This window comes from Tardiphaga sp. 172_B4_N1_3 (assembly GCF_052076035.1).
GTDB classification, from domain to species: Bacteria; Pseudomonadota; Alphaproteobacteria; order Rhizobiales; family Xanthobacteraceae; genus Tardiphaga; species Tardiphaga robiniae.
In genome coordinates, this window is the sequence record NZ_CP197238.1 from 4,609,901 (window position 1) to 4,634,355 (window position 24,455).

The following is a 24,455-nucleotide window of genomic DNA, read 5'->3' on the forward strand; positions in this document are numbered from 1 at the left end:
AAGAGCTCGACCGGCGATCAGCGCGACCCAGTGGAGAATTTCATGCTGAGATCGCGGTGTGTGACACTCAGATTGTTTTGCTCAAAGGCTCATCATGAGAATGATCGTGCAGGCCGTCATTGAGCAATCTGGCGCTTTCGCCGGCGGCATTGACGCTTTGTTAATGACGTCAGCACCGCTACCGCTCCAAATCGCGCGGCATTTACACAACTACCCGCGTTTTGCGAACCGATTTAACCAAATCGACAAGGCGTTTTGCGAGGCTCGGCCATCATGCAGAACGCATCCGCCCCAGGCTCGTCGGCCTCTCCAATGGACAACGACCGCCCCACCGCAACCTCTTCCACCGAGGCTGCTACCGGATTCGTGGATAGCGATGCCGCACGCGAATTGGAGATGCTGCGTGAGATCGTACGCATGCTGCCGGCCTCCGTCACTGTGCAAGACGATCGGGGCGACTTTCTGCTGGTGAATGACGCCGCGGCAATCCAGTTCAATGCATCGGCAGACCAATTCAACAGACCCGATCCGCAATCGCATTTTTTGGTGCAGGCACTGACGCATCGGCGCACGACTGCACTCGACCTGCTGCAGTCCGGCCGCTCCGCGGTGTTCGAGGAACGCGTCAATTCCGAACGCGACCGGCGCGTGTTCCTGACCACGCATCGTCCGGCGCGTATCGGTGATCGAAGCGTGCTGCTGTCCAGCGCTACCGACGTGAGCCGGCAGAAAGAGATGGAAGAAGAGCTGTTTCGTCGCGCTTATTACGACGAGCTGACCGATCTGCCGACGCGGCGCGTGATCGAAAAACATGTCGGCGACATCATTGGCCATTCCGGCGAGACATCGCATTTCGCGCTGGCCTTCCTCGACATCGACAATTTCAAGCACATCAACGACTATTACGGTCACAGCGTCGGTGATGCGCTGCTGGTACAGTTCGCCAAGCGGCTGGCGCTCGACCTGCGCGGCACCGACATGCTGTCGCGCATCTCCGGTGATGAATTCCTGCTGCTACTGAACCCGATCCAGAGCCAGCAGGAGGTCGCCGAATATCTCGAGCTGCTGGTGCAGCGGCTGCGTGCGCCGTTCTTCATCGACGGCTCCGAAGTATTCGCCTCCGCCTCGATCGGTGTCAGCCTCTATCCCGAACACGGCCGCAACTACGACGCGCTGCATCAGAACGCCGATATCGCAATGTATCGCGTGAAGAATGAGACCAAGGGCGCTGCGGTGTTCTTCGACTCCAGCATGGAGAGCGAGGCGCTGACTCGCATGGCCACCGAACAGTCATTGCGGCTGGCGATTCTCGACAAGCGGTTCTGCTGCGCGTTCCAGCCGAAGGTCGATATCCGCAGCCTGGAGATCAAGGGTATCGAGGCCCTAGTGCGCCTGCGTAACGACGATGGCGTGATCCAGGCGCCCAGCACCTTCATCAATCTGGCAGTCGAACTCGGCCTGATTGACGAGCTCACCCATCTGGTGCTCGCCGAGATCATGAAGTCGATCGACCTGATCGACGAGACCTTCGGCGCCACGGCCAGTATCAGCATCAATGTCGCCGCCAAACAGGCCGGCAATCCGGAATTCATGCGCGCCTTTGCAAGGGCGATCGAGGAGACCGGCTGCCCGACGCGCTTCATGGTCGAAGTGACCGAAGACGCATTCGTCGCCAAGACGCATTTCCAGGACGACATCCTGCCGATGTTCCGCGCGCTTGGCGTCGGCATCTCCATCGACGATTTCGGCGTCGGCTATTCGTCGCTGTCGGCGCTGGCCGATATCACCGCCGACGAGATCAAGATCGACCGCTCCTTCATTACGGACATTCACAAGCGCCCGCGCAGCCAGGGCATCCTCCGCGCCATCGAGTCGCTGAGCGAAGCGCTAGGCATGACCGTGATCGCGGAAGGCGTCGAGACCTTCGAAGAACTGGCCTATCTTCAAGCCGCGACCAAGATCCGCTATGCGCAGGGCTATTATTTCTCCAAGCCGATTTTTCTGGAAGAACTGCAGCCACAGGCACGCACCAGTAGCGACCTACGCGGTGCATCATCGGCTCGTCCGGCAGCAGATGCCCGCCCCGCCTATTCCCGCTCCGGCGGCCGGGGTTATTGAGGCACCGCCCTCTCCCCGTCATTGTCATCCCGTAACCACATCCCATCTGTTAAGGGACTGAAAACCACGCGCTACGCATCACCAGAGAGCCCCCATGCCCGTCGTCCCGCTGTTTCTGAATATCCTCTGGATCGTGTTCGGCGGATTGGGAATGGCAGTCGGCTGGCTAATCGCGGCCGTTGCGATGGCCATCACCATCATCGGCCTGCCCTGGGCCCGCGCCGCCTTCAATATCGCCGCCTATACGCTGCTGCCGTTCGGCCAGCGCGCCGTTGACCGCGAGGCCGTCACCGGCCGCGGCGACATCGGCACGGGTGTGTTCGGCCTGATCGGCAATGTGATCTGGCTGGTGCTGGCCGGCTGGTGGCTGGCGATCGGCCATCTCCTGGCGGCGCTGGCCCTGGCGATCACCATCGTCGGCATTCCCTTTGCCTGGGCACATCTGAAGCTCGCCGGCATCGCGCTATGGCCGATCGGCAAGGTCATCGTACCGGCCTAACGCGCATTGCGTTGAACAAATTCAAATTTTCTCGTTGAGAGTGCGCCGCGCATACGCGTGATTAACTATTTCGCTCAATGGTGAAACGAGGTGGGCCTCGGGCGCCGGAGTGATTATGCGTAAGCTTCCTTTTTTGATCGTTGCAGGTTCTTTCACGGCGGTTGTCGCCGCGGGCACTGGCGCCTGGCATTTCTTCGGGCCCGCCGGCGCTCAGACCAGCGCGAAAGCGGATAAAGGCGAGCTCACCACCGCCTCGATCGACACGCGCGCGCCGAAGTCGAATTCGGCCGCACCGACCGAACCGCCGCCGCGTGTGCAGGCTGTCGCAGCCGCACCGGCCGCCACGCCGATGCCCGCCGCTCCGGCCATGGAAAAACGCCCGGCCATCGCCAAGCCCGTCTGCAACAATCCGAACGCGCTTGGCGTGTCACGCACCGTACAGATCGACACCACCGGTGGCCCCGGCCTCGGTATGTCGCAATATCGCGACTATGACTTCCTGCAGACCGGCGAAGTCGTGCTGACCTTCGATGATGGCCCGTGGCCGGTGACGACGCCCGCCGTGCTGGCGGCGCTCAGCGCGCAATGCGTTCAGGCCGTGTTCTTCCCGATTGGTAAGCATGCCACCTGGCATCCTGCGGTGTTGAAGCAGGTGATCGCGGCTGGCCATTCGGTCGGTACCCATACCTGGTCGCACCAGAATCTGGCGACCAAGACCCCGCAGGAAGCCAAGGACGAGATCGAGCGCGGCATCAGCGCCATCACGCTGATGGCCGGCCAGCCGCTGTCACCCTTCTTCCGTTTCCCGCAGCTGCGCCAGAATGCGGAGCTGAAGGCCTATCTCGCCGAACGCAACATCGCCGCCTTCTCCATCGACATCGATTCCGAGGATTTCCGCATCCACAATGCCGGCAAGCTCGTCGCTTCGGTGATGGAAAAGCTGAAAAAGAAGGGCAAGGGCATCATCCTGATGCACGACCTGCACAAGTGGTCTGCGGCTGCCGTGCCGGACCTGCTCGCCCAGCTCAAGGCCGGCGGCTACAAGATCGTGCATATCCGCGCCAAGGACACGCTGCCGACCATCGCAAGCTACGACGCCGCCATCGCCGCCGAACTGCAGCCGGTGAAAACCAGCAATGCGCGCCCGATTTCCAACGTGATCCAGACGGTCGACTAACACCTGATCCACTCGGGTTGAACCCAATCGAGGCCGGGGCGGCACCGCTGCCCCGGCCTTTTTGTGTTTCGTGGCAAGGCGCGCGGCGAAACAAAACGATCCCCCGACGAAACCATTATCAGCCTCGACGCAGACCGCCTGAAACCGGGCATGGTTATCCATCTGTCCAACGAAGCGGCACACAGCGCCGCCCAACAGGGACAGTCAGATGCGCATCATCGGTTTCATCGTCGCCTTCTCGTTCGCCTTTGCCGGCCCGTCATTCTCCGGCACCGCGATGAACGACCTGCCGGGTATCGGCACCTTTTCCTACAACGGCGCGCAGATCGCCCCAGATCCGGCGACCGCGAAATTCGCCTATCTGACGCTCACGCGTCGCGCCTGATCGCACCGCTCCCCTCCGATATCCCCAGACACAGAAAGCCATCACCATGACCTCATTCAGCGCAAATCTGATCGGACACACCCTCAAGGCCGCCACTGTCGGCGCAATCCTGATGCTGTCGGCGACGGCGAGCCATGCCCAGTCGGCGAGCCCTTTTGCCGGCTTTGACGGATCGTGGAGCGGCAGCGGCACCGTGTCGCTGTCGGATGGCTCCTCCGAACAAATTCGCTGCCGCGCCACCTACAACGTCGTCGGCGGTACCGCGCTGAAACAGTCCCTCCGCTGCGCCAGCGACAGCTACAAGTTCGAACTCAGCAGCGATGTGAAGAGCCAGGGTAATCAGGTGACCGGCACCTGGGGCGAAGCCAGCCGCAATATCTTCGGCAATCTGCAGGGCAGCGCCGGCGGTGGCCAGATCGATGTCTTCGTCGAGGCCGCCGGCTTCGCCGCCAACCTGACGCTGACGACCAAGGGCAACAAGCAGCTGGTCTCGATCAGCTCCAAGGGTCAGATCCGCGACGTCTCGATCAATATGATCCGGAGCTGAGGCAGAACCTATGCGGCTTGATGCTGTCGACCCACAGCATCAAGCCCACTGCCTGACACGAGTGTTTTGATGCCCGGTTGCCGCCTGCGCCTGATCACGCGAAGCAGTGGGTTTTCAATTGTGAGATGCACGATGATGCCCGCGCCGCCGGCTATGGCGACATAACACAGCATCATCATTGTCGATGCTTCGGGCGTCGGCAGCTGAAGCCATCGCTCATTCCCTGTTTTCATGACGTCGAAAACGATCGGATGCGTGAGATAGATGGCGTAGGACGCATTGCCGATCAGAATAAGCGGCTGCCAGGTTATGGCACCGCCGGCATATTCGACAAACAGCGCACTGGCGACAATCACGACCGGCGCGGCTGCGGCGAGCGCCATATAGACCGACGGCGTGACGCTGTTTGCCCATAGCGGTCCCACGAATTGGGACCCATAGCAGAGTGTGACGAGTGCGGCGCCGATCCAGACAATGGAGCGTTGTGGTGCAGCGGGAGCAAAAACCTGCAACGCATAGAAGATCGCGATCCCGGCGATGAAGAACTTCGTATAGTCGAAGGACAGATAGTGGCAGGCAGCCGCCGTGCAGACGGCGGCCGCGGCATAGTTCAACGCCACCAGGCATCCGACAACGATCAGCGGCGCCAGACGGCGGCTGATCACAAGCGCGGCTGCGAAGATCAGATAAAAATACACCTCGTAGTTCAGCGACCAACCGACATTCAGGATCGGATATTTGTCACCGATCGGCGCGAACATCAGGCTACGGCCGACATAGGCCCAGAGCGGCTCGGACGAACGGCCATCCAACGGCTTTGCCCATGTCTCTGCCTCAAGCAGCGCAGATCCGAACATCACGACAAGAAGCACGGCTGTGCACAGCCAATAGAGCGGAGCGATCCGCTCCAGGCGCTTAGCGAGAAAATCGTCATCACCCTTCCGGGTGATGAAACACATGATGAAGCCGGAGATGACGAAGAAGGTGGAGACCCCGAAGAATTCGGTGTGCCAATCGCCCGCGAACTTGTAGCCGGTGTGGAAAAACACCACGCCAAGGGCAGCTATGCCGCGCAACACCTGCAGATTTGACAGCATGGGGCTCCCTCGACCGCCCGTCGCGGTCGGGGGCAAACCTCTGGCAGAGACTAGAGTTCCGCCGATCCGGAACTCTTGCGGGACAAAGAAGGCGGCGAGGTGACGCCAGCGGTCAGAAGCCGTAAAGCCGTGCGGGATTGTCGACGAGGATTGTCTTGCGAAGTGCCGCGTCGGGCGCCCACACCGCGAGCTGGTTCAGCAGGCGGCCGTCGTCAATCTGAAAGAGCGGCGTGACCTCGGTCGGCTTCCTGCCAGCCGGCGTCACCGAATCCGGATGCGGCCAGTCGGTGCCCCAGATGATCCGCTCCGGATTGGCGGCGATCAGCGCCTTCGCCAGCGGTGCGACGTCCGGGTAATCCGGCCCTTGCGTCGAAGCGCGGTAGGCGCCGGAAATCTTCACATAGGCCTTGCCGGCTTTGACGAGGTCGAGCAGGTCCGCAAAGCCCGGCTGATCCAGCCCGAGCTTGGCTTCCGCGCCGCCGAAATGATCGAACACCAGCGGCATCGGCGCACTGGCAACAACCTCCTTGATCGCAGATACCAATGGCAGATTGGTGAACATCTGGATGTGCCAGCCGCGCGTCTTCATGCGCTCGATCGCAGCCAGCAGACGCTGCTTGCCGATGGCGGGGTCGCTCACGCCGCTGGTCGCAAGATTGATCCGCATGCCGCGAATGCCGGCGGCCTTCATGGCGTCGAGCTCGCTCTCCGGTGTCTTGTCATCGATAACAGCAACGCCGCGCGCATCGTTGCCCCGCGCCTTCATGCCGAACAGGGTCGCCGAATTATCAGTGCCGTAGATGCTGGGCGTGACGATCACCACGCGCTTGACGCCGAGTGCCTTGTGCAGCGCCGCCATTTCCTCCGGCGACGCCAGTTCCGGCGTGTAGACGCGGCCTGCAAAAAACGGGAATTTTTCGGGATCGCCATGAATATGGGTGTGACAGTCGCAGGCGTCTGCAGGCACCTGGAAATTCACCGGCGTCGCCGGCTGCGCGGCCTTGCCAACCGCAAATCTATTGCTGAGCACGACCGCTCCCGCGATTGAAGAGAGCAGAACACCGCGTCTTGTGAACATTGGTTCCTCCCTGAGGTCGTGACGCCATTTTGGGCCGGCGTTCACTTGATTGAGGCCAACGTGATCGTTTCGTGATCCATGTCAAGTGTACTTCCACATGCTGCAGAGCAAACACGATGGGGATTGCCCGCCTGCTGCACAGCCCCATGCACAAATTGGCTGTGCAGCAGCTCGCTTGCAGTCATGTCACGGTTTGCGGACAGTCACGCGCAAGAACGTAGCTTTCACCGATGTCCTCGAAGGATCAGAGCTTCTGTTCTGGCTCTCGAACAGCTTTACAAGCTCGCCCTTCAAGGTATCGGCGCGACCGTCTTTTTCAGCCGCATCGAAGGCATTCATGGTCGGGCCGTAATATGCCTTGAACTGGTCGACGAACTTTGCCGGCGGTCCGGCAAAGTTGAATTCGTAGGAGTCACGAGCGAATGAGATATTTGGCTTCGGAATGCCGGCCGAGGTGAAGCGCTCGACAACATTGTCCTCGAGCCCCCAGGTCATGGGACTTACGAACCCTTCCGGCGGCGGCGGCGAATAGGACGAGCTGATCTTGAGGATCTGCGCCACCAGAGTGGGATCGTTCGGGATCCAGTTTCCCATCACAATCCGGCCGCCTGGCCGCGTGACGCGAACCATTTCCCTGGCGACATCCGATGGCCTGGGCGCGAACATCGCGCCAAAGATGCTGACAACGAGATCGAAACTGTCGTCCTTGATATCTTTCAGATTCGACGCATCGCCTTCCTGAAAACGACACGTAAGCCCTTCCGCCATCGCGCGCCTGTTGCCAGCGTCCACCAGATTGCGCGCGATATCGACGCCTGTGACGTTTGCCCCGGCTTTTGCTGCGGGAATTGCCGTCGTTCCGTCTCCGCATCCAAGATCGAGCACGTCACTTCCGCGCGTGATCCCGATCGACGCAACGAGCGCCTCGCCGCTGGCGCGCATCGTCTCCGCGATACGGGTGAAATCGCCTTTCTCCCAAAGAGCCTGGTTCGCATTCATGGGACGTCCTCCGATGTTCAACGCGGGAACGGCCGGCGCCTGGGTCGGTTCGCAGAATGGCGCCTAGGTAGCCGCAGTTATGTCACTCGGCTCCTGTTCTAGGTTCAGCATTCGCAATCGGACGACGTCCCGTTGCCAAACACCGGGTGATTGAGCAAATGGGCGGGGTTCCAGGACAATCACGGGCACAACCTCGTCCCTTCGCCCGCGCGAAATACCCGCCACACCCGCGGCGCGAGCGCTTCTGCGCATCCCGGCACGCTTCGAACGTGTGACCATCGCCTGAAAGAAGGCGCCGAGCCCTCTAACCGAGCCATTTTCGCCGAATCCGGCCCCGGCCAGCCGTTGCCGCCGCCCGGTCAATCGGCTAAATGGACGCTCAAGCACCCGTAGCTCAGCTGGATAGAGCGTTGCCCTCCGAAGGCAAAGGTCACACGTTCGAATCGTGTCGGGTGCGCCAGATCTTGCCGCGCCGCGCTAGGCGGCCTTTGCGGGGTCAAGCCCAACGGATTGCGCCTCAGAGCTTTGCCTCCGTTAAAGCCGTTCAACCATCAGCACGCAGCGTCTCGTCGATGACATAATCGACCATCGCGTCCTGCAGATGATATTTGCGAACATGCTCGCGCAGATCCAGTGCCATCTGGCGCAGATGCGGCTTGTCGCTCAGTCCGCGCTCGATCACGGCCGACAGACTGCCCGGGGTTACGTCGTACAGCAGAACATGCTCGTGTTCTCGAACGGGCGCGTGACGCTCGACCGTCGGATAGTTGAGAACCGGCACCGTCAGGCATTGCGCCGCCTCGGCGGTTCGATAGCACTCCCAGCTATAGCCCGACGGCGACCAGGCCAGCCATGCGCTGGAAAGCCGCCGCAGGAACTCGTCATGCGGTAGCCTCTCATGCGGAATATCGACCTTGAGACCCTTGCTTCTCAACGCCTCGAGTTCTGAAAGACCGACACGGCGCACCCACGAATTTTCCGCAACCTCGCCAACGAAAAACACGTCAGATGTCTTTTCCGGAGGTTCGCTATCGGTATCGATCCTTGTTGCAGGAAGCGAAATGGGGCGGATCTTCGCCAGACGTTCGTTCCAGCGCCGATTGCGCCGTATGCGCCGCGTCGGAAGTGCCGGATGGGCCGAGTGGCAGAGAATGTGCCACCGATCGACGGGAAGCTCGCGTTTAAAAGCCGCGGTAGCCTTGTCGAGCAGAAAAAAGTTATGCGAGCCGACGATGAAGGCGTCGTTCATATCCAGAACGGCGATCGGCACGGGAGGCTTCACGAATCGTAGCCAAGAGACGCCGAACACTCTTGTCATCGCGGAGAGCGGGCGAAGCGGCTGCCGGAAGAAAGCGCGTAGCCAGTAGCGCGGATGCCACGCCGGGCGTAGTGGCATATAGACGATGATCAGGTTGTATTTCCCGCGTCGCGCCTCACGCATCGCTTTGATGAATCGCCAGGGCGTGCAGTCGGCAAAGCCTTTCGCCGCTCGCCCGCGAGGGATCGGACGTTCCCCCGTCCAAAGCACATCCGTCTCTTCGGGATAGATATCCTTGCAGTAGTGCCAGGAGCCCAATTCGAGGATTCTCGGTCTGGTCCTATTTGGGCTTTCTGCCGTCGCACTCACCGATGGAATTCCTTAACAGACGAGGCCAGCTCACGGGAGTTGCAATAGAACGGGTATCACCATCACGGATTGATGCGCGACACGACATGAATGCAACAAAAAAGCGCGTCTGACGAGGGCGAAGAAGGCTGCAACATGCCCGTCTGCAAGCGTTTTTGGCGAGCTGGCCTCAAGGCGCCTTTTAGCCTCTCCCAAAGCCGCCTGCGATCCGACACCCTTCATCCGCTTGCTGCACCGGCTGCAGTATCTACAACACTCGGCGGGGACTGCTGCTCAACCTGTTGAAGGTCGGCGGGCATTCCAATTTTCGCTTTCCGCACCGCAACCGCTGACGCGGCAGGATCAGTCGATGAGCGACCCCCGCGCCACCACCCATATTCCATGTCTTCAACTGGGTGCACCACGCGCTGCAGCCACATCCTCTACAGGACATGATGAAGCATGACATCCTGAGCGCGCGGCGGACTGGATCCATACCTGGCGGGTCATGAAGCTGATCGCATATCAGGGTGGACAAGGCCGAGCGTCGGCACGTCAGATAACCGAACTGTCGGAGCTGAAGGACAGGCGCCAACAAGACAATCAATGTCGAGCGAATGCGAAAGGCAGAGCCCATGCCGCAATGCGGCGGGAGCACCATGCCCGTCCTCTTTCAACTCGATCCACTCCAACGATCTTGGTGACAGAAGGTCGTCAACAAGGGACTCATTTTGAATGGATCGAATTTGACAATTCGCAACGAGACTCAGTCGGCAGTACCTTGTGGTTCGGGCGGATCCTGATCAGGCGCATCACCAAGCGCCTTCCCCCGGGCGAGACTCCGTTCTTCCTGCACCCTGATATTATGCATCAGAGCTGTGAGGCGACGGCCAGTGATGGGCTGACCATCACCCTGGGTAACGCCCTGCGCAGCAAGGCCCGCAGCAATTTCGGTCCACGTTGCGCCGTCTTCACGGTGCATCCGCTCCAGTTCCCGAAGGTTCTTTCGAATAATTTCAGTCGCGCCGGATTTGATCTTGCCGATCGGCGAATCCTGCCGCTCGGCTTTCAACAATTTCACGTAATCGCGAAGGCTTTTGAGATCGATATCCATGGCCACGGCAATAGTGTCGGTTTCTTAAAACGCCACTTCATCAACCGATGAATAGCCCCTATCGATCTATTATCAAGATTTACGGCATTTAACTCAATGCGCGGATTTACCGATTTGATCTGATAGACTTTGGAGTGAGGCAGCTCGACTCATCTATATTTTTACGAATCAATTTCAATATTCTTTGGGTCGACTTTAATTTGATTGTCTCGCATCTCATTGATCGTGCGTGCGCCATTCTCCATTCTTCGATCAAATCGCCACCCCGTGACGATCGTGAGATGAGCGGCTAGCATCTCGTGACCACACGAAGACCACACCGATAACTACACAACTCCTATGCGCTCTTGTGCACGACATATCAGTGCGGACGGCACCCGATCATCGTTCGAACGATCTGCATCGTCGTGCGATGAAGATCGACCGTCGGTTGATCGTTTGCGCACACATCTATCTCGACGGCTTCGCGCAAGCTTCGCTTGTTACGCCGCTCTTACGATTTGATTGCCACTGCAGACAGTCATGACCAATGCAAAGATCAGCATGACGATGTCCAAGAAACCGTCGGATTCACAGTCGACCGCTGTGGAAAACGGCAGCCTGTTTCGTGAGCAATCACCGAATTCACACTCCACGCCAAAACCTCATATCGCTGCTGCCGCTGCGATCGACGAGCTTCTGGCCAGCGAAGCGCGGGCGAATATGCAACGCGCTCGCATTTCCACCCGCGAAGAGCCGATCAAGGCAAAGGTGCGCTTCACTGTGCCGCCCGCCCGTATTGTCGCAAGACCGTTACAATCGCCGGCATGGAAAGCTCCATTCTTCTCCCTGGCGATGGTCGTCGGCCTGTCAACGCTCGTTTCCGCTGGCGCGATTGCCTATCTGCTCCTGCGGCCGATGACATCTTCAGCCGTATCTGATGCGGATCTTCGCAGCATTCGCGATTCCGTCGCGCAGCTACGACGGCAAGTTGCGGAGATGACCGGCGATGTGGCGAGCAGTCGCGCTGCCGCTGAAGCTGCCCGTACGCAGGCCGCCGAACAGGCAAGCCGCGCACAAGATCGTGCCGACCGCGAACAAACCGCTCTGGCTGCGAAATTTGCACGCATTGCCGATGAGAAAGCGCAAGCGGTACAGGTCGCAGCCACGCTGGCGAATACTGCCGATATCACCGGCACGGTGCAGCCTCAGGCGCAACGGCCAGCAAATACGTCACGCGAAGTTATTCCCGGCTGGCACGTGCGCCGCGCCTATGATGGCGTCGCAGTGCTCGAGGGGAAGACCGGCGTGATTGAGGTCGTGCCGGGGCAGGATGTCCCTGCTCTCGGGCGGATCCAGGAAATCAAGAACGAAAACAACCGCTGGCAGGTTCTGACCAGCAGAGGCGTCATCCTTTCAGGTCGCTGAATTGATGCCTCGATCTGACTGATCGATACTAACGGCCACGCACAGGCAGGATGCTCGTGACACGCTGGATGACTACCAAGGACGACGCCGACAAGATCGGCAACTTCGGATTCGTATCGAGCGATCCGAGCGCCCTATATGGCACGCTCTTGAGAGCGGATATCAGTATTGGCCGATGCCGACTGATATCGGACCCACGCAATCGCATGTTGCTGCCCCGCACATGACGAACAGACTCTCGCTCCATATGCCCGCGCACGACAATCAATGCGTTTTTCCGTGTGGTACTGCACTGGTTCAAACCGGTGAAGTCGCGATTGCATCTGTGACGACACGCTGTGAGATAGTTCGATGCAAAAAGGGGCCGACTAAATCGTCGCCCTTCATGAATTATCCACTTGTTAGTTTGCTTCAACTGCATGGTTTGCATGCACGACTCTTTGCAAATTTGTGCACCTCGACTACTTGATGATGCGGTATCATCTTGATGACCAGTATGCCGATTCGCGTGTGTGACAACTCGGGCAAGTTCAGCCGATCAAAGCGCCAGATATCGACGATACGGCACGCGATCGGCCACCTCCCCCGTTTTGACATTAGCGCTGGTTCGGTTCTGCCACCGACCGTGCACGACCATGAGATGTCATGTCGTGTTCACATAGCGAGAGGGAGCTCTCTGAAACTACGGATGAATGCAAGCCGGAGAATGTGAGCTGACCGCATCACAGCATTGGGTATCCCGTAAAAAGCGACCGGGCCTCCCATTTGCAAGTCAGCGAATCGCTCAAAGGCCCATCCATCCGCTCAAGTAACTGTTGTGTTGCGTCTTCAAGACAAAAATGGGGCGAGTGCGCCTAATTCGACCCCATAACGATATCAAGGCGAACACGCAGGGGATTAAAATGTTTGTTGTAATCGATGACCGAGAGGGCGTCACACAAGGCTATGCGGCCGGGTTTGATCGCGAAGGGGTTGTATCGATTGGCTTCACTTCTACAGACTTTCGCGATTGGCTGGAATGTGCCGTTGGTAATGATTTAACTGTCATTCGGGCCTTTCTGCTGGGCGATTGTCCGGATCGGACGAGCATCCCATCCAGTATCCGCAACAGGTCACGGGCGCCGATTATTGCGCTCAACAGCCTGAAGCACCTCAAGCAGACCATTGAGTTATTCGAAGCTGGCGTCGATGACGTCGTTCACGCACCGGTCCACGTCCGGGAGATCATGGCACGAACGGCAGTTATTCGCCGCCGCACCATCGATCAGCATGAACCGGCACAAACGAGCGTAATTCGTGTCTTTCTCGATGGCCGCGACCCGGAGGTTGCCGGTCGCACTTTGATTCTGCCACGACGCGAACTACGCATTCTCGAACACCTGGTCGGGCATCAGGGCAAATGGCTGACGAAGACCCAGCTCTTCAACGCTATCTACGGTCTGTTCGATGCGAGCTTCGATGAGAATGTGATCGAGAGCCATGTGAGCAAGCTGCGCAAGAAGCTACGCGATCATCTCGGCTTCGACCCGATCGAATCGAAGCGTTATATGGGTTACCGATTGGACGATCTGAAGTCTCGTCCCGCTAACGAAGCGCCTGTTTCAAAGGCGAACTAAGGCTCACGCCTTACGCGCAAGAGGACGCCGACCACGGCGTTGGCGTCCACCGCCTCCTCGAACTGCTGTGCAAGACACAGAGCTTCTCGCGCAACGCGAAGTACCACACATCCACCACGCTAGATCATCGAGCGTCACCGTACCACAGCGATGACCACCCGTTGTAGTCTCAGCGGCGAATCTGATCCTTCGACACATAATTGAAATCCTGCACTAGGACTTCCTGCAGCGCCTCCGTCTGCAGACGCTTGTTGACCTGCGCGCGCACCGTCTGCGCGAATTGTGTGAGGTCGTAACGACCGAGATTCTTGAAATCGAGCTTCTGGTCGCCATAGATCATACGGAATGCTTCATCGACGACGAACGGCTCCGGCGGCACCGGAAGCTGACGCAGGACTTTGGCGTTAGCAGTGAAGACGAGCTGGGTGACGATATAGCCCTGAACGCTGCCGTCGGCGATCATCGGCACATTGATCACCTTGACCTTTTCATAGACCAGACCTTCAGGTTGGTCCTGCTTCGCGGGCAATGCAGCCGCAGTCTCCTTCCAGTAGGAGATCCCGAAACTGGTACCCACAGTGACGAGGCAGGCCCAAATGCCCGTGATCAGCAGCTTCATCATTTGCGCTTGCCTGCGATCGCCAGTGAGTAGGTGCCGTCCGATTCAACCTCCTGGATCGAACGCGCGATGATGGCCGAGACCTCACGCACTGCATCGAGATGGATCTGCAACGCAGCTTGATTACGGATCAGGCTCGCACGCAACAGTGTGAGTTGCGGCGTGACGCGCGGATCATTCTTGATGTCCTGAGTCAGCCGCATTGCCCGAGTCAGTTCGAGCAGGCCACGGTTCTTGCGCTGGCTGAAGCCGTCGAAATCCACTACCGCGCGAACCTCAAGCTTCTCCGTCTCCTCGTCGATGGTCGCTTTCAGCCGATCGATCGCGCTCAGCGCGCTGCTTTGGGTGCCGAGCCATTGGCCAGGCACATCGTCCGCCTCGCCGAAAATCGGGGCTTCCTGTGCCGCCGATTCAGGAAGGTCATTCTCAGGCAGGGCCAGAGCCTGCGCTTCGACGGGGATGATTGAGGTCTGCTGTTCGATCTGTTCCATGTCGATCTCTACTGTCATGGCCGGAATCGGCCGTTAGCCTTCGGAGGTGGGAGCCGATGTCGGGCGCGATTTTGCCAGTTGCTTGGCGATGCCGACGCCGTTGCCCTTGGCCATTTCATTGCCGATCTGCTCGGCGAGCATCGAACGCCAGATATTGCCGGCAGTACCCTTGCCGAAGACGTCCTCGGCGTCCTTCGGCAGCATCGTTTCCACGAACATCTGCAGCACGAAGGCTTCGAACTTGCGATAAGTCGGATTGCTTCCTTCTGCCTTCCGGATGATCGGCGTCGTCGCGACCTCTCCGCCGCTGATCGGTACAGCCGTCGCGCTCTGCGCCGTCTGGCCCGCAGCGAACTCTTCGGCGATCGCGGATGCAAAATTCGCTTTGTCTGCCGGCGCCATCCGCTCGAGCCTGGTCGCCGCTACGCGCTGGGCGGCCGGATCGGCCGCCTTCATGACATCCGCGATCAGATCATTAGATACCGGGGCGACTGTCATGACATACCCTGCGCAACTGTCAGAATTCCCATCGGTCTATGCTCCCTCGATCGACCGCCGTGCGGCCTTGTCGATTTCGTCGTCCAGAACCCGCTTTTCGTCGGCCCGAACCGTGCGCCCGACCGCCGACTTCACCATCTTCAGCGCATGTTTCAGCTTGCGGCCTTCGTCGCGCGCGTGCGCCGCCAGTCTTTCCCTGGTCTTGGCTACGACGCCTTGCTCGATGCTAGCGGCGCGCAGACTTTGGCTGGCGGTCTGCACGGCCAAATCCGGAAGCTTGCTCTCATCATTGAACCCTTCCAGAATGAGGCGCTGCTTCTCCTCGAGCTGGTTCTCCCGTGCCTGGCATTCCATCAGCTGCCACTCGGCAATCCGGTGCAGCCTTGCCTGCACGGCGGCGATACGGCGGATCTTGTGGTCGCGCTTCTGCATGGTTCGTCACCCGGACAGCCAGGATGCGAAAGCGATGCTGAATTGCAGCACCATTTCGCGGCCCGTGAGATAGAGCAGCAGCAGACCGCCAGTGAGTACAAAGGGAATCGAGATAAAGTAGACGGGAATGCTTGGCGTCAGTTTATTGGCGAGACCAACCGCGAAATTGACGATGACAGCATAGACGACGAAGGGACTGGCGACCCGGAGCGCCAGCGTAAAGGCCATGGAGAGATGATCTACGAGTTGCGTTAACCCGCCCTCGGCGCTGATCCCGGTTGCCGGCAACCAGATCTGATAGGACCCGACCAGGCCGCGCAACAATTCCCAATGCTGGTCGGTTACAAAGAAGACCACCGTCGCAGTCAGCGTGATCAGCGGCACCAGCGCCGGCACATGCTCGCCATCGTCGGCGACACCAGGGAGGGTCAGACCGATCCCCGACGCGACGAATGTAGCCATCGTTTCCAGCGCCGCGAAGAACATGCGTGCAGTGAGTCCGATGACAAGGCCCACCATCAGCTCGGACATGATCAAGCGGAGGAGGTCCGGCGCCGTTGCCGCTTCCACAGCAGGCCGGACCGTAGACTCCAGCAGAGGTGTGAGCATCAAGGTGACGCTGATGGCGAGGAACAACCGGATCTGTGTCGGGATATTGACGCGGGAATAGCCCGGCGCCACCATCATGCAAGTTCCGATGCGGCAAAAGATCAGGAACGTGGCCAGGATGGAGGCGGAGCTGCTTGCGATCAAGACACGGCTCCGAGCGACATCACCTCGGCCCCCCGCGCAATCTCCACATGCGACAGCACCGGCAGCGTGGGGAACATACGTTCGGTGATCATGCGCACATAAGGACGGACGTCAGGCGGCGCGACCAGCACCGCGGTATCGCCATTCGCGGCCGCCTTACGAACTGCAACCGACACGTCATCCGCAAATTGCTCGACCAGCCGCGGATCGGCGTCGAATTCCACGATCTCACCCTTGCCGTCGCGCTTGATGCTTTGATGAAAGGCGAGGTCCCAGCGATTGCCAAGGCGGAGCACCTTGAGCACGCCGTTGTCGGCGAAATCGCCGCAGATCTGCTGCGCAATACGCATCCGTACGTGCTCGGCCACATGCTCGGACCGACGCACATGCGGCGCGATCTCGGCGATGGCTTCCAGAATGAGGTGCAGATTGCGGATCGAGATACGCTCTGCCAGCAGAAGCTTGAACACCGCCTGCAGCCCTGAATAGGAAATCTGCGATGGCACCATATCCTCGATCAACCGCTTGTATTCGGGATCGAGCCGATCGATCAGTGCGCGGGTGTCCTTGTAGGTAAGGAGCTGGGCCAGATTGTTGCGGACGACCTCGCTGAGATGCGTGAGCAGCACCGAGATATTGTCCGCGATCTTGAAGCCATCCTGTTTGACTTCGTCGATGAAAGTCTCCGGAACCCACATCGCCTTCATGCCGAAAGCGGGCTCGATCGTCTCGTCGCCCGGAACATCGGGCTTCCTATCGCCGTCAAACAACACGAGGGACTCGCCAATGCGCAATTCGTGATGGGCCACGACGGTGCCGTAGATCTTGATACGATATGACTTCGGCCCGATGGAGAGGTCGTCGGTCAGCTTGATCTCGGGAATGACGAAGCCATATTGGGCAGCGAAACGCCGCCGAACCTTGGCGACGCGATGCGCCAATTCCCCATGGGCATTCAGCATCTGGATCGCAAGCTGGCTACCGACGCAGAGCTCGACATCGGAGGTCTTGAGCAATTCCTTGACGGAATCCCTGTTCTCGATCTGCACCTTTTCCTGAACCTGCGCGACGCGCGCCTGTTCCACCTTCGCGCGGGCGGCCTGCTGGCGCGGGAGCGTAAAGCTCATGAAGGCCATGGCGCTGCCAAGCAGCGCGAAGGGCAGGAATGGCAGGCCGGGGAGCAGACCGAGCGCAAACATCATCATCGCGGCAACTGACTGGGCGCGCGGATACTTTCCGAGCTGCTTCAGCACCATCTGCTCGGCAGAGCCGCGGGTGCCGCCCTTGGAGACGAGCAGACCGGCCGAGAGCGACACGATCAGCGCGGGGATCTGCGAGACCAGGCCGTCACCAACGGAGAGCTTGGTGAAGACGTCAGCGGCGCGTGACAGTTCCATGCCATGATGAGTGACGCCGATGATGATGCCACCAAAGATGTTGATGGCAGTGATGATTAGGCCGGCAATGGCGTCGCCGCGCACGAATTTCGAGGCACCATCCATGGCGCCGAAGAACGAACTCTCCTCCTCCAGCTCGTGGCGCCGGCGCTGCGCTTCCTTGTCATCGATCAGACCCGCCGACAGGTCGGCGTCGATCGCCATTTGCTTGCCCGGAATGGCGTCAAGCGAAAAACGAGCACCGACTTCGGCGATACGCGTCGCACCCTTGGTGATCACTACGAAATTCACGGTAACGAGAATTGCAAAGATGATCAGACCGATGACGAAATCACCGCCCATCACGAATTTGGCGAAGCCGGCGACGACATAGCCGGCGGCGTGTTCTCCCTCACCGCCATGCGACAGGATCACGCGTGTGGTCGCGACGTTGAGCGCCAAACGCAGGATGGTCGCGATCAGTAGCACGGTCGGAAATGCCGAGAAATCCAGCGGCCGCTGAATCCACAGCGACACCATTAGGATCAGCGCGGACAACGCAATCGAGAAGGCCAGGCCGAGGTCGATCAGGATCGTCGGAACCGGCAGCACCAGCATCACCAGAATGGTGACGATGCCGAATGCAAAGGCCACGTCCGTGCCGGCCCGCCGTTCGGCCGGCAGGGCTGAAATCATTACGTCGGCCATGGCAAGTCTCGCGCGAATATCATGGCCGCACTGTGCAGCGCCGACCTTGCGTGAAGATGGTGAAGACTGTGGCGGCTAGAAGCCGCGCTCGATCCGGCCGTAGAGCACTTCGGTGAAGGCAAAGATGTGGGCTCCCATGAAGGAGCCGGTGACGGCGACCACGATTAACATCACCACGATCTTGGGGATGAAGGTCAGCGTCATTTCCTGTACCTGGGTCAGCGCCTGCAGGAGGGCAATGACGATGCCGACGAACATCGCGGAACCGACCGCCGGGCCGGCGGCAACGATGATGGTCCAGATCGCCTGTTGGGCGATATCGAGGGCGTCGCGCTCGTTCATGGCTCAGCTGATCGTGATGCCGGGTCCAAGAGAAACCTTGACCCCGTTCTCGAGCGTCGCGACCGCACCGCCCTGAATGATATAGACTTCCTTGATCTTGCCGGTCGTGTTCGTGCCGGATTCGTCCGTGAACGACGCGGTGCGGCCGATCAGCCCTTCAGCCTGAGACATTGCGCTGGTCGACAGCAGCGTATCGAGCTTTGCATTGGTCTGAACCGCCTGCTCGACGGACGACAGCTGTGCAAGCTGGCTCATATATTCGGTTGAATCGGTCGGATTGGTGGGATCCTGGTTGCGCATCTGCGCGATCAGAAGCTGCAGGAAGCCATTGTAGTCGATCATGTTGGTCGACGACGTCGTCGACGTCGTGTTTGTTGTGGATTTCGCGGTATCTACGCCGTTGACGATCATCTCGCTCTCCCTTGGTTAGGCTACGACCGGCAGCAGCATGTCGGCGCCGCTCAGGATCGCCTGTTCGACTTCGAACAGAACCCGTATCTTCCGCAACGCCTCGTAATAGCGCTTCGCCTCGACGAGCTCCTCGATCGCATCGAGGCCCTGCAACAATTCCTTGTTGTCGGCCGCCGCGTAGATCGCGCAGCGCTGATGTCCAAAGACCGCACGCGCCTGTTCGATATCGCTCGGGCTCATCAACATCAGTTGCACGACGAAATAGAGCTGCCGAAGCGGCGTTGTCGCATCGGCGACCTGCATGACCTGGCTTTCCAGCAGGAAGGTCACGTCGTTGATCAGTTCCAGCGTCACCTTGCGATCGACCCGCAGAACTGCGCCGTTAATATAGATTTTCTCGCCCGATCGCAGCGATATGCACATTGGCTTCTTCATGCCAGCGAATCCCGGATGACGATATTGATCGCAACGAGATCGCTCACGTCCGACAACTGCCCTTCCCGGAGGCGCTCGGCTTCCTTGATGACCCAGAGACCAATCGAAATCAGTTGCGCTCGCAACTGCTCCGGCAGGCCGTTTCGTGGATTCGACAGATCTTGTATGAAGAAGGTCCAGAGATTACGAATATAGAGTAAGGCGTCTGTTTCTTCGGATGAAGCAAGCGCTCCGCTCTGGATTTTCTGAAGTAGTTTAATTCCGTGATTCAGCGCTTGTTGTTCCCTGGATCGCGCCTCGCGGCCGCTATCCTCGATTTCCGCGTCGTAACCTGCCAGTGTCATTTCAATCGATAACCTGTTGCTTCATAGATCAGCCCACCTATCAGAGATAATTGAGGATGCTGAGGTTCTGAATTTGCGCGGTCAGCGCATGCGACATCTCCAACTGATTTTTCAGAGAGTTGACCCGGACGGATGCCTCTTCCGGATCGACCACTTCCATCGCGTTGATCTGCTTGTTGACGATGTCGGTCTGCACCTTGAGACGACTGGTAGCATTTGTTGTCTGTTCCTGCGCGGTTCCGAGGCGTGCACCGACACTCGCAAGGTCGGACACCGAACCGCCGACCAGCAGCAGCGCCTTGTCTGTAACGGCCTGGAACGCGCTCTGATTCAGAGTTTCCAGACCAAGCCCGCTGAGCATCGTGTAGGCCATCGCCAGGTTCCGGAATGCCTTGTCATTGGCGCTGGCGGAAGAATCGACGGTTTGTGTCGTAGAGATGCGACTGCGCATGACCTGATCGGATGCCGAAGACCAGTTCGCTCCCCAGGCCGGATCGTCGAATTCGGTCGCAAACGCATTGTCGAGGAAGTTATTCATGGCGGCGGGGGTTATATTTACGGCAGCCACGTCACCGGGCGGAAAACCAAAGGCGGCAGTAAAAGCCGCATCGATCGCCGTCTTGCTGGCTGAACCGGTCTGATAAGGCGTCATCGGCTGTTGCGCCGTGTTGATGCCGGCGAACAGATATTGCCCGTCCATCGAAACATTGAGCGTCGTAAGAAGCGACTGGAGGTTCGACGCCGCCGGCTGGGCGATGATGACGCCGCCATTTGCCGAATTGCGCGCCGCCAGCAGATCCTTCTGGAAGGACTGTGCCGTCTCGATCAATTGCGAAACACGCTCCTGCGTGACGTCCAGGCGGGCACTCACGAGTGCATTGGTATCGACGATTTTCTCCATATCGAGAAGCTCCGCACGCAGGGTCACGTCGCGACCCGTGAGTGCACCAAGACTCCCCCCGACGTCAGCGAGCCTTCCTGTCGTCGCCTCCTTGGTGGCCTTTGAGATCGCCACCTGGCTTTTCGACGCGGAGATGCGCAGGGTGGTCGAAATCGAGTTCGATGAAATGAAATTTGTAGCCATATCGATTACCCCACCGCCATCAGAAGTTCTTTCAGCATGTCGTCAATCGTTGAGATCAGCTTCGACGATGCCGAGAAAGTGCGCTCGACCTGCAACATGAAGGTCATCTCATCATCCATGTTGACGCCATTGACGTTCGACAACGCATCGGCGCTGCGCTCCAGGAGCGTCTGGCTATAGGTGGCGTCGTCGCCGACGCTCTTGCGTTGCGATTCCAGCCAACTCACCGAGGAGCCGGCAAAGTCGACGAGGCTGCCGCTAGGCTTGCCGAGCGCGGCCGGATCATAGGTTCGGGATGCCGCCATGCCATCGACGAGGCCTTGAATGCGGGCGAAGAAACCCGCCTCACCGCCGGCATTGTAGACGTAATTAACGCCATTGATCCCACCATCGCGGATCAGGCTCGGATTGCCGCCAAGGGCCTGATCGACCAAGGCTGTCACCTTGATCGTGCCGGCGAGTCCGGTATTGATCACGCCCGTGGTCGGCATTCCGGGTCCACCGGCATAGGTGAAGAGGCCGGTTTGGTCTGGTCCAGCGGCAGCACTCTGATCCTTCTCGGCAAAAATCTCGATCACGGCGCGCGCAACTTCGTCGAGCTGATTCTGATAGGTCACCATCTTGCCGTCGCGAAGCGTCGCGAGACCAGCGAGCTTGCCGGAGCCGATCGGCATGATCGCGTTAGCGCCGGTAACGGGAACGCCATCGATGACCACAGCGTTACCCGTTGTGGTGGCCGTGTAGGAATTTGTCGGAGCGAAGGTTACGGAGCGAGCGGTACGCTCGAACAACGTGACCCCGGAATCCGTATAGACAACCATGTCATTGTTTGCGCGGGTGGCAAACGTGATCCCAACCTCCTGGGACAGCTTCGACAGGATACTATCGCGCGTATCAAGGTAGTCGGTGACGTCGGAGCCAGAGATCGTTCCCTTGATGATCGCCGTATTGACCGTCTCGAATTGCGCCAGAAGCTGATTGATATTCCCGACCGACGTCGCCATTTCGGCGTCGGCATCCGCGCGAACAGTCTGCACGGTGTTGGTCGAATCGTTCAGCGATGCGGCAACATTTTTGGCCGCCGTGACGGCGGAATTCGCGAACGTTACGTTATCCGGCGCCGATGCATATTGCTGCAGGGCGCTTTTCAGCTTGGCCAGTTGCGCCGCGGCAGACTGATCGAGCTCGGGGTCGTCGATGGTGACAGCCGCAACCTTCTGCAGACCGTTATAAAGGGCATCCTGCTGTGCGGTGTTCGATACCGCCTTGACGACATTGTTGAACAAGCCGGCGCTGGCGGCCCGCTGAATACCACTGACATAGACACCGCTGCCCGGCTGGGAAACGATCAGAGCATTCTTGCGGGAGTAGCCGTCCTGATGCAGGCCGGCGACGTTGCGCGAGATGACGGAAGACTGGACGCCCGACGCCATAAGCGACGAGCGGGCCGAATTGAGTGCGACCGTAAGTGACATTGGAGACTCCCGTCAGTGATCCGCGCTGTGCGCTAGCGCTTCAGGTTGACGAGTACGTCGAGCAGGTCAGCGCCGGTCTGGAACACCTTGGAATTCGCGGTGTAGCCACGCTGCGACTCGATCATCGCCGTGAGCTCGTTGGCCAGATCGACGTTGGATGCTTCGAGCGCTTCCGGCTTGATGGTACCGAGACCGCTATTGCCCGCGAAATCGACCTGGATGTTGCCGGAGTTGGTGCTGATCGAATAGACATTCCCGACTTCGGGCGAGAGATTGTCGGGACTCGGTACCGTCGCCAGCGGGATCTTGTAGCTCGCGATTCGCGTGCCGTCGTCGAAGATCGAATACATGGTGCCGTCTGAGCTCACCTCCACACGGTCGAGCGCGCTCGGCGCGTTGCCGTTGGTCGTGGCCTTGAACTGGAACTCGTCCGCGACCTGCGTCATACTCGACATATCGAAAGTGACGGGCGAGCCGCCCGGGATTGTGAAGGCCATCGAGGTCGGGCTCGCGGCAGCGAGGCGGCCCTTGCCGGTGGCGCTGACGTCGAAGGTAAATGTCTGGGTGGTGCCCAGCTGCGACCCGGCTGCATAGGGGAAGCCGCCGCCTGCTGCCGCGCCTGCGCTGTTGTAGATCTGCACATCCCATGTATTGGCGGCTGTCTTGAACATATACATGTCAAGTTTCACCGCATTTCCAATATTATCGTAGGTGATGACCGACGTTTTCGACGTAAAGTTCGGCGGTCCGGCGCTGATCGCAGCATTGGAATCCAGGTTGGCGCTACTGATACCTGCCTGGGTCGTCGGATTTCCCAGCAAGGACTGCTGCGCGATGTTTACGACCTCGAGATTGCCGAGGCCGTTGGCAACGACGTTCGGCTGGGCACCATTCTTGATGTTGTAGCCCATCAGATAGTAGCCACCGGTATTGTAGAGATTGCCCTGGCCATCCGGAACGAAAGAGCCAGCGCGCGTGAGGTAAGGCGTGCCACCCGCATCGCTGACGACGAAAAAGCCATTGCCCTGAATCATCATATCGGTCGCAGAAGTCGTGTAATTCGCCGTACCGGGATCAGAGATCGCGTAACGAACCTGCGTCTCGACGCTGCCGGAATTGTAGTTTCCGGTTCCGCTGCGAAGGATAAGGGAGGAGAATTCCGTCGAGGCGCGCTTGTAGCCTGTGGTATTCACGTTGGCGATATTGTCAGCGACCGTCGCCAGTTTGTTCGACTGCGCGTTCATGCCGGAGCCGCCTGTGCGCATCACCCCATACAGACTCATCGATTATCCTCCGTTTCACGTGTGAAGTATTAGAGTTGAAGTTGCTTGCGCGAGGCTGGCGGTTATCCACAGGGTCATCGTGACGCAGTGCGCTCGGCGCAAAAATCGCGGGCCTTGCTCGTCCACGACCCAAATCCGCTGGCGACAAGGCTGCCGATGACACTGCAGATGTAGCGTCTTTGGCCGACAACGTTAGTCGGACCGGCGTTGTAGCGCGCGACAGCCATCGTCCAGTTTCCCTCGCGCTCACGCAGATCTTTCAGAAATCGCGCGGCATAATCGACATTGCGCGCGGGATCGAACATCGCTTCCACACTGGGAAACTTCTCGCCGTGATAGCGGTGATTGATCTGCATGCAGCCGAGATCGACCAGCTTCGCGCCCTTGCTTTTCTCCTCGGCGAAGCGCGCAACGGCGTTGCGCAGATCGGTGGCGAGCACCGTCCGGCCATCGACATTGAGCGCATAGGGATTCAGCACGCCCTTGCGTCCAGTCTCGCTGAGTCCGACAGCAAAGAGCACGCCGAGTGGTACATTATGGCGGCGTGCCGCTCGTGCCATC

Annotated in this window: 26 protein-coding genes and 1 tRNA gene; 9 read left to right on the forward strand and 18 right to left on the reverse strand. The window is 59.3% G+C overall.

Annotated features, from left to right (window positions below):
• Window positions 1-396 precede the first annotated feature (396 nt).
• From AB7783_RS21760 to AB7783_RS21780, 5 genes are all read left to right on the forward strand, one after another.
• Window positions 397-2,118: a putative bifunctional diguanylate cyclase/phosphodiesterase gene (locus AB7783_RS21760; protein ID WP_441279746.1), complete on the forward strand. Its 1,722-nt coding sequence runs from the start codon at window positions 397-399 to the stop codon at window positions 2,116-2,118.
• 94 nt (window positions 2,119-2,212) lie between these two features.
• Complete coding sequence (locus tag AB7783_RS21765; protein ID WP_441278790.1) at window positions 2,213-2,617, forward strand: YccF domain-containing protein; 405 nt, start codon at window positions 2,213-2,215, stop codon at window positions 2,615-2,617.
• 115 nt (window positions 2,618-2,732) lie between these two features.
• Window positions 2,733-3,794, forward strand: coding sequence for a polysaccharide deacetylase family protein (locus AB7783_RS21770; protein WP_441278791.1), 1,062 nt, complete (start codon window positions 2,733-2,735; stop codon window positions 3,792-3,794).
• 208 nt (window positions 3,795-4,002) lie between these two features.
• Window positions 4,003-4,179 (forward strand): hypothetical protein, encoded by a 177-nt coding sequence (locus AB7783_RS21775; protein WP_231078773.1) that lies wholly within the window; start codon window positions 4,003-4,005, stop codon window positions 4,177-4,179.
• A gap of 46 nt (window positions 4,180-4,225) precedes the next feature.
• On the forward strand, window positions 4,226-4,726 hold the full coding sequence (locus tag AB7783_RS21780; RefSeq protein WP_175369198.1) for a hypothetical protein: 501 nt from the start codon (window positions 4,226-4,228) through the stop codon (window positions 4,724-4,726).
• Between the two features lie 8 nt (window positions 4,727-4,734).
• Here the strand turns inward: AB7783_RS21780 and AB7783_RS21785 are convergent, their stop codons facing one another.
• The 3 genes from AB7783_RS21785 to AB7783_RS21795 all read right to left on the reverse strand — a co-directional run bounded on the left by AB7783_RS21785 (window position 4,735) and on the right by AB7783_RS21795 (window position 7,900).
• Window positions 4,735-5,823 carry an acyltransferase family protein gene (locus AB7783_RS21785; protein WP_120287525.1) on the reverse strand — a complete coding sequence of 363 codons (1,089 nt, stop codon included), beginning with the start codon at window positions 5,821-5,823 and terminating at the stop codon, window positions 4,735-4,737.
• A 112-nt stretch (window positions 5,824-5,935) separates the two neighbouring features.
• A complete protein-coding gene (locus AB7783_RS21790) occupies window positions 5,936-6,901 on the reverse strand; it encodes an amidohydrolase family protein (protein ID WP_309941967.1) in 966 nt (321 codons plus the stop codon).
• 186 nt (window positions 6,902-7,087) lie between these two features.
• The gene (locus AB7783_RS21795) at window positions 7,088-7,900 is read right to left on the reverse strand and encodes a class I SAM-dependent methyltransferase (protein WP_441278792.1); all 813 of its coding nucleotides are present in this window, start codon (window positions 7,898-7,900) and stop codon (window positions 7,088-7,090) included.
• A 383-nt stretch (window positions 7,901-8,283) separates the two neighbouring features.
• On the opposite strand from AB7783_RS21795, the gene AB7783_RS21800 reads away from it, so the two are divergent.
• Window positions 8,284-8,360: transfer RNA gene (locus AB7783_RS21800), tRNA-Arg, on the forward strand.
• 84 nt (window positions 8,361-8,444) lie between these two features.
• Here the strand turns inward: AB7783_RS21800 and AB7783_RS21805 are convergent.
• Complete coding sequence (locus AB7783_RS21805) at window positions 8,445-9,527, reverse strand: glycosyltransferase family 1 protein (RefSeq protein WP_441278793.1); 1,083 nt, start codon at window positions 9,525-9,527, stop codon at window positions 8,445-8,447.
• A 487-nt stretch (window positions 9,528-10,014) separates the two neighbouring features.
• On the opposite strand from AB7783_RS21805, the gene AB7783_RS21810 reads away from it, so the two are divergent.
• The 3 genes from AB7783_RS21810 (at window position 10,015) to AB7783_RS21820 (ending at window position 13,643) form a co-directional block, all read left to right on the forward strand.
• Window positions 10,015-10,671, forward strand: a complete 657-nt coding sequence (locus tag AB7783_RS21810) for a hypothetical protein (RefSeq protein WP_439074267.1) — start codon at window positions 10,015-10,017, stop codon at window positions 10,669-10,671.
• 471 nt (window positions 10,672-11,142) lie between these two features.
• Window positions 11,143-12,027, forward strand: coding sequence for a hypothetical protein (locus tag AB7783_RS21815; protein WP_175369204.1), 885 nt, complete (start codon window positions 11,143-11,145; stop codon window positions 12,025-12,027).
• 902 nt (window positions 12,028-12,929) lie between these two features.
• The gene (locus tag AB7783_RS21820) at window positions 12,930-13,643 is read left to right on the forward strand and encodes a response regulator transcription factor (protein WP_089263454.1); all 714 of its coding nucleotides are present in this window, start codon (window positions 12,930-12,932) and stop codon (window positions 13,641-13,643) included.
• A 169-nt stretch (window positions 13,644-13,812) separates the two neighbouring features.
• On the opposite strand, the gene AB7783_RS21825 is transcribed toward AB7783_RS21820, so the two are convergent.
• The 14 genes from AB7783_RS21825 to AB7783_RS21890 all read right to left on the reverse strand — a co-directional run bounded on the left by AB7783_RS21825 (window position 13,813) and on the right by AB7783_RS21890 (window position 24,454).
• Window positions 13,813-14,265 carry a hypothetical protein gene (locus tag AB7783_RS21825; protein ID WP_089263453.1) on the reverse strand — a complete coding sequence of 151 codons (453 nt, stop codon included), beginning with the start codon at window positions 14,263-14,265 and terminating at the stop codon, window positions 13,813-13,815.
• Window positions 14,262-14,753 carry a hypothetical protein gene (locus AB7783_RS21830; protein ID WP_441230991.1) on the reverse strand — a complete coding sequence of 164 codons (492 nt, stop codon included), beginning with the start codon at window positions 14,751-14,753 and terminating at the stop codon, window positions 14,262-14,264. The genes AB7783_RS21825 and AB7783_RS21830 overlap by 4 nt, the downstream gene beginning before the upstream one ends.
• A gap of 33 nt (window positions 14,754-14,786) precedes the next feature.
• Complete coding sequence (locus AB7783_RS21835; protein ID WP_309941951.1) at window positions 14,787-15,251, reverse strand: rod-binding protein; 465 nt, start codon at window positions 15,249-15,251, stop codon at window positions 14,787-14,789.
• Window positions 15,252-15,287: 36 nt separating this feature from the next.
• Window positions 15,288-15,683, reverse strand: a complete 396-nt coding sequence (locus tag AB7783_RS21840; protein WP_089263451.1) for a hypothetical protein — start codon at window positions 15,681-15,683, stop codon at window positions 15,288-15,290.
• A 6-nt stretch (window positions 15,684-15,689) separates the two neighbouring features.
• Complete coding sequence (gene fliR, locus AB7783_RS21845) at window positions 15,690-16,436, reverse strand: flagellar biosynthesis protein FliR (RefSeq protein WP_441278794.1); 747 nt, start codon at window positions 16,434-16,436, stop codon at window positions 15,690-15,692.
• Entirely contained in the window at window positions 16,433-18,520 is a 2,088-nt protein-coding gene (gene flhA, locus AB7783_RS21850) for a flagellar biosynthesis protein FlhA (protein ID WP_441278795.1), read from the reverse strand. The genes fliR and flhA overlap by 4 nt, the downstream gene beginning before the upstream one ends.
• Before the next feature lie 75 nt (window positions 18,521-18,595).
• A complete protein-coding gene (fliQ, locus tag AB7783_RS21855; protein WP_089263448.1) occupies window positions 18,596-18,862 on the reverse strand; it encodes a flagellar biosynthesis protein FliQ in 267 nt (88 codons plus the stop codon).
• Between the two features lie 3 nt (window positions 18,863-18,865).
• The gene (gene flgD, locus AB7783_RS21860) at window positions 18,866-19,273 is read right to left on the reverse strand and encodes a flagellar hook assembly protein FlgD (protein WP_441278796.1); all 408 of its coding nucleotides are present in this window, start codon (window positions 19,271-19,273) and stop codon (window positions 18,866-18,868) included.
• A 15-nt stretch (window positions 19,274-19,288) separates the two neighbouring features.
• Window positions 19,289-19,696 carry a flagellar biosynthesis repressor FlbT gene (gene flbT, locus AB7783_RS21865; RefSeq protein WP_441279747.1) on the reverse strand — a complete coding sequence of 136 codons (408 nt, stop codon included), beginning with the start codon at window positions 19,694-19,696 and terminating at the stop codon, window positions 19,289-19,291.
• Window positions 19,697-19,704: 8 nt separating this feature from the next.
• Complete coding sequence (gene flaF, locus AB7783_RS21870; protein WP_068729866.1) at window positions 19,705-20,052, reverse strand: flagellar biosynthesis regulator FlaF; 348 nt, start codon at window positions 20,050-20,052, stop codon at window positions 19,705-19,707.
• A gap of 40 nt (window positions 20,053-20,092) precedes the next feature.
• Complete coding sequence (locus AB7783_RS21875; RefSeq protein WP_441278797.1) at window positions 20,093-21,136, reverse strand: flagellar hook-associated family protein; 1,044 nt, start codon at window positions 21,134-21,136, stop codon at window positions 20,093-20,095.
• A gap of 5 nt (window positions 21,137-21,141) precedes the next feature.
• The gene (flgK, locus tag AB7783_RS21880) at window positions 21,142-22,611 is read right to left on the reverse strand and encodes a flagellar hook-associated protein FlgK (protein WP_441278798.1); all 1,470 of its coding nucleotides are present in this window, start codon (window positions 22,609-22,611) and stop codon (window positions 21,142-21,144) included.
• 32 nt (window positions 22,612-22,643) lie between these two features.
• Window positions 22,644-23,894 carry a flagellar hook protein FlgE gene (locus AB7783_RS21885; RefSeq protein WP_120287537.1) on the reverse strand — a complete coding sequence of 417 codons (1,251 nt, stop codon included), beginning with the start codon at window positions 23,892-23,894 and terminating at the stop codon, window positions 22,644-22,646.
• Between the two features lie 74 nt (window positions 23,895-23,968).
• Entirely contained in the window at window positions 23,969-24,454 is a 486-nt protein-coding gene (locus AB7783_RS21890; RefSeq protein WP_441278799.1) for a transglycosylase SLT domain-containing protein, read from the reverse strand.
• Window position 24,455: the final 1 nt, after the last annotated feature.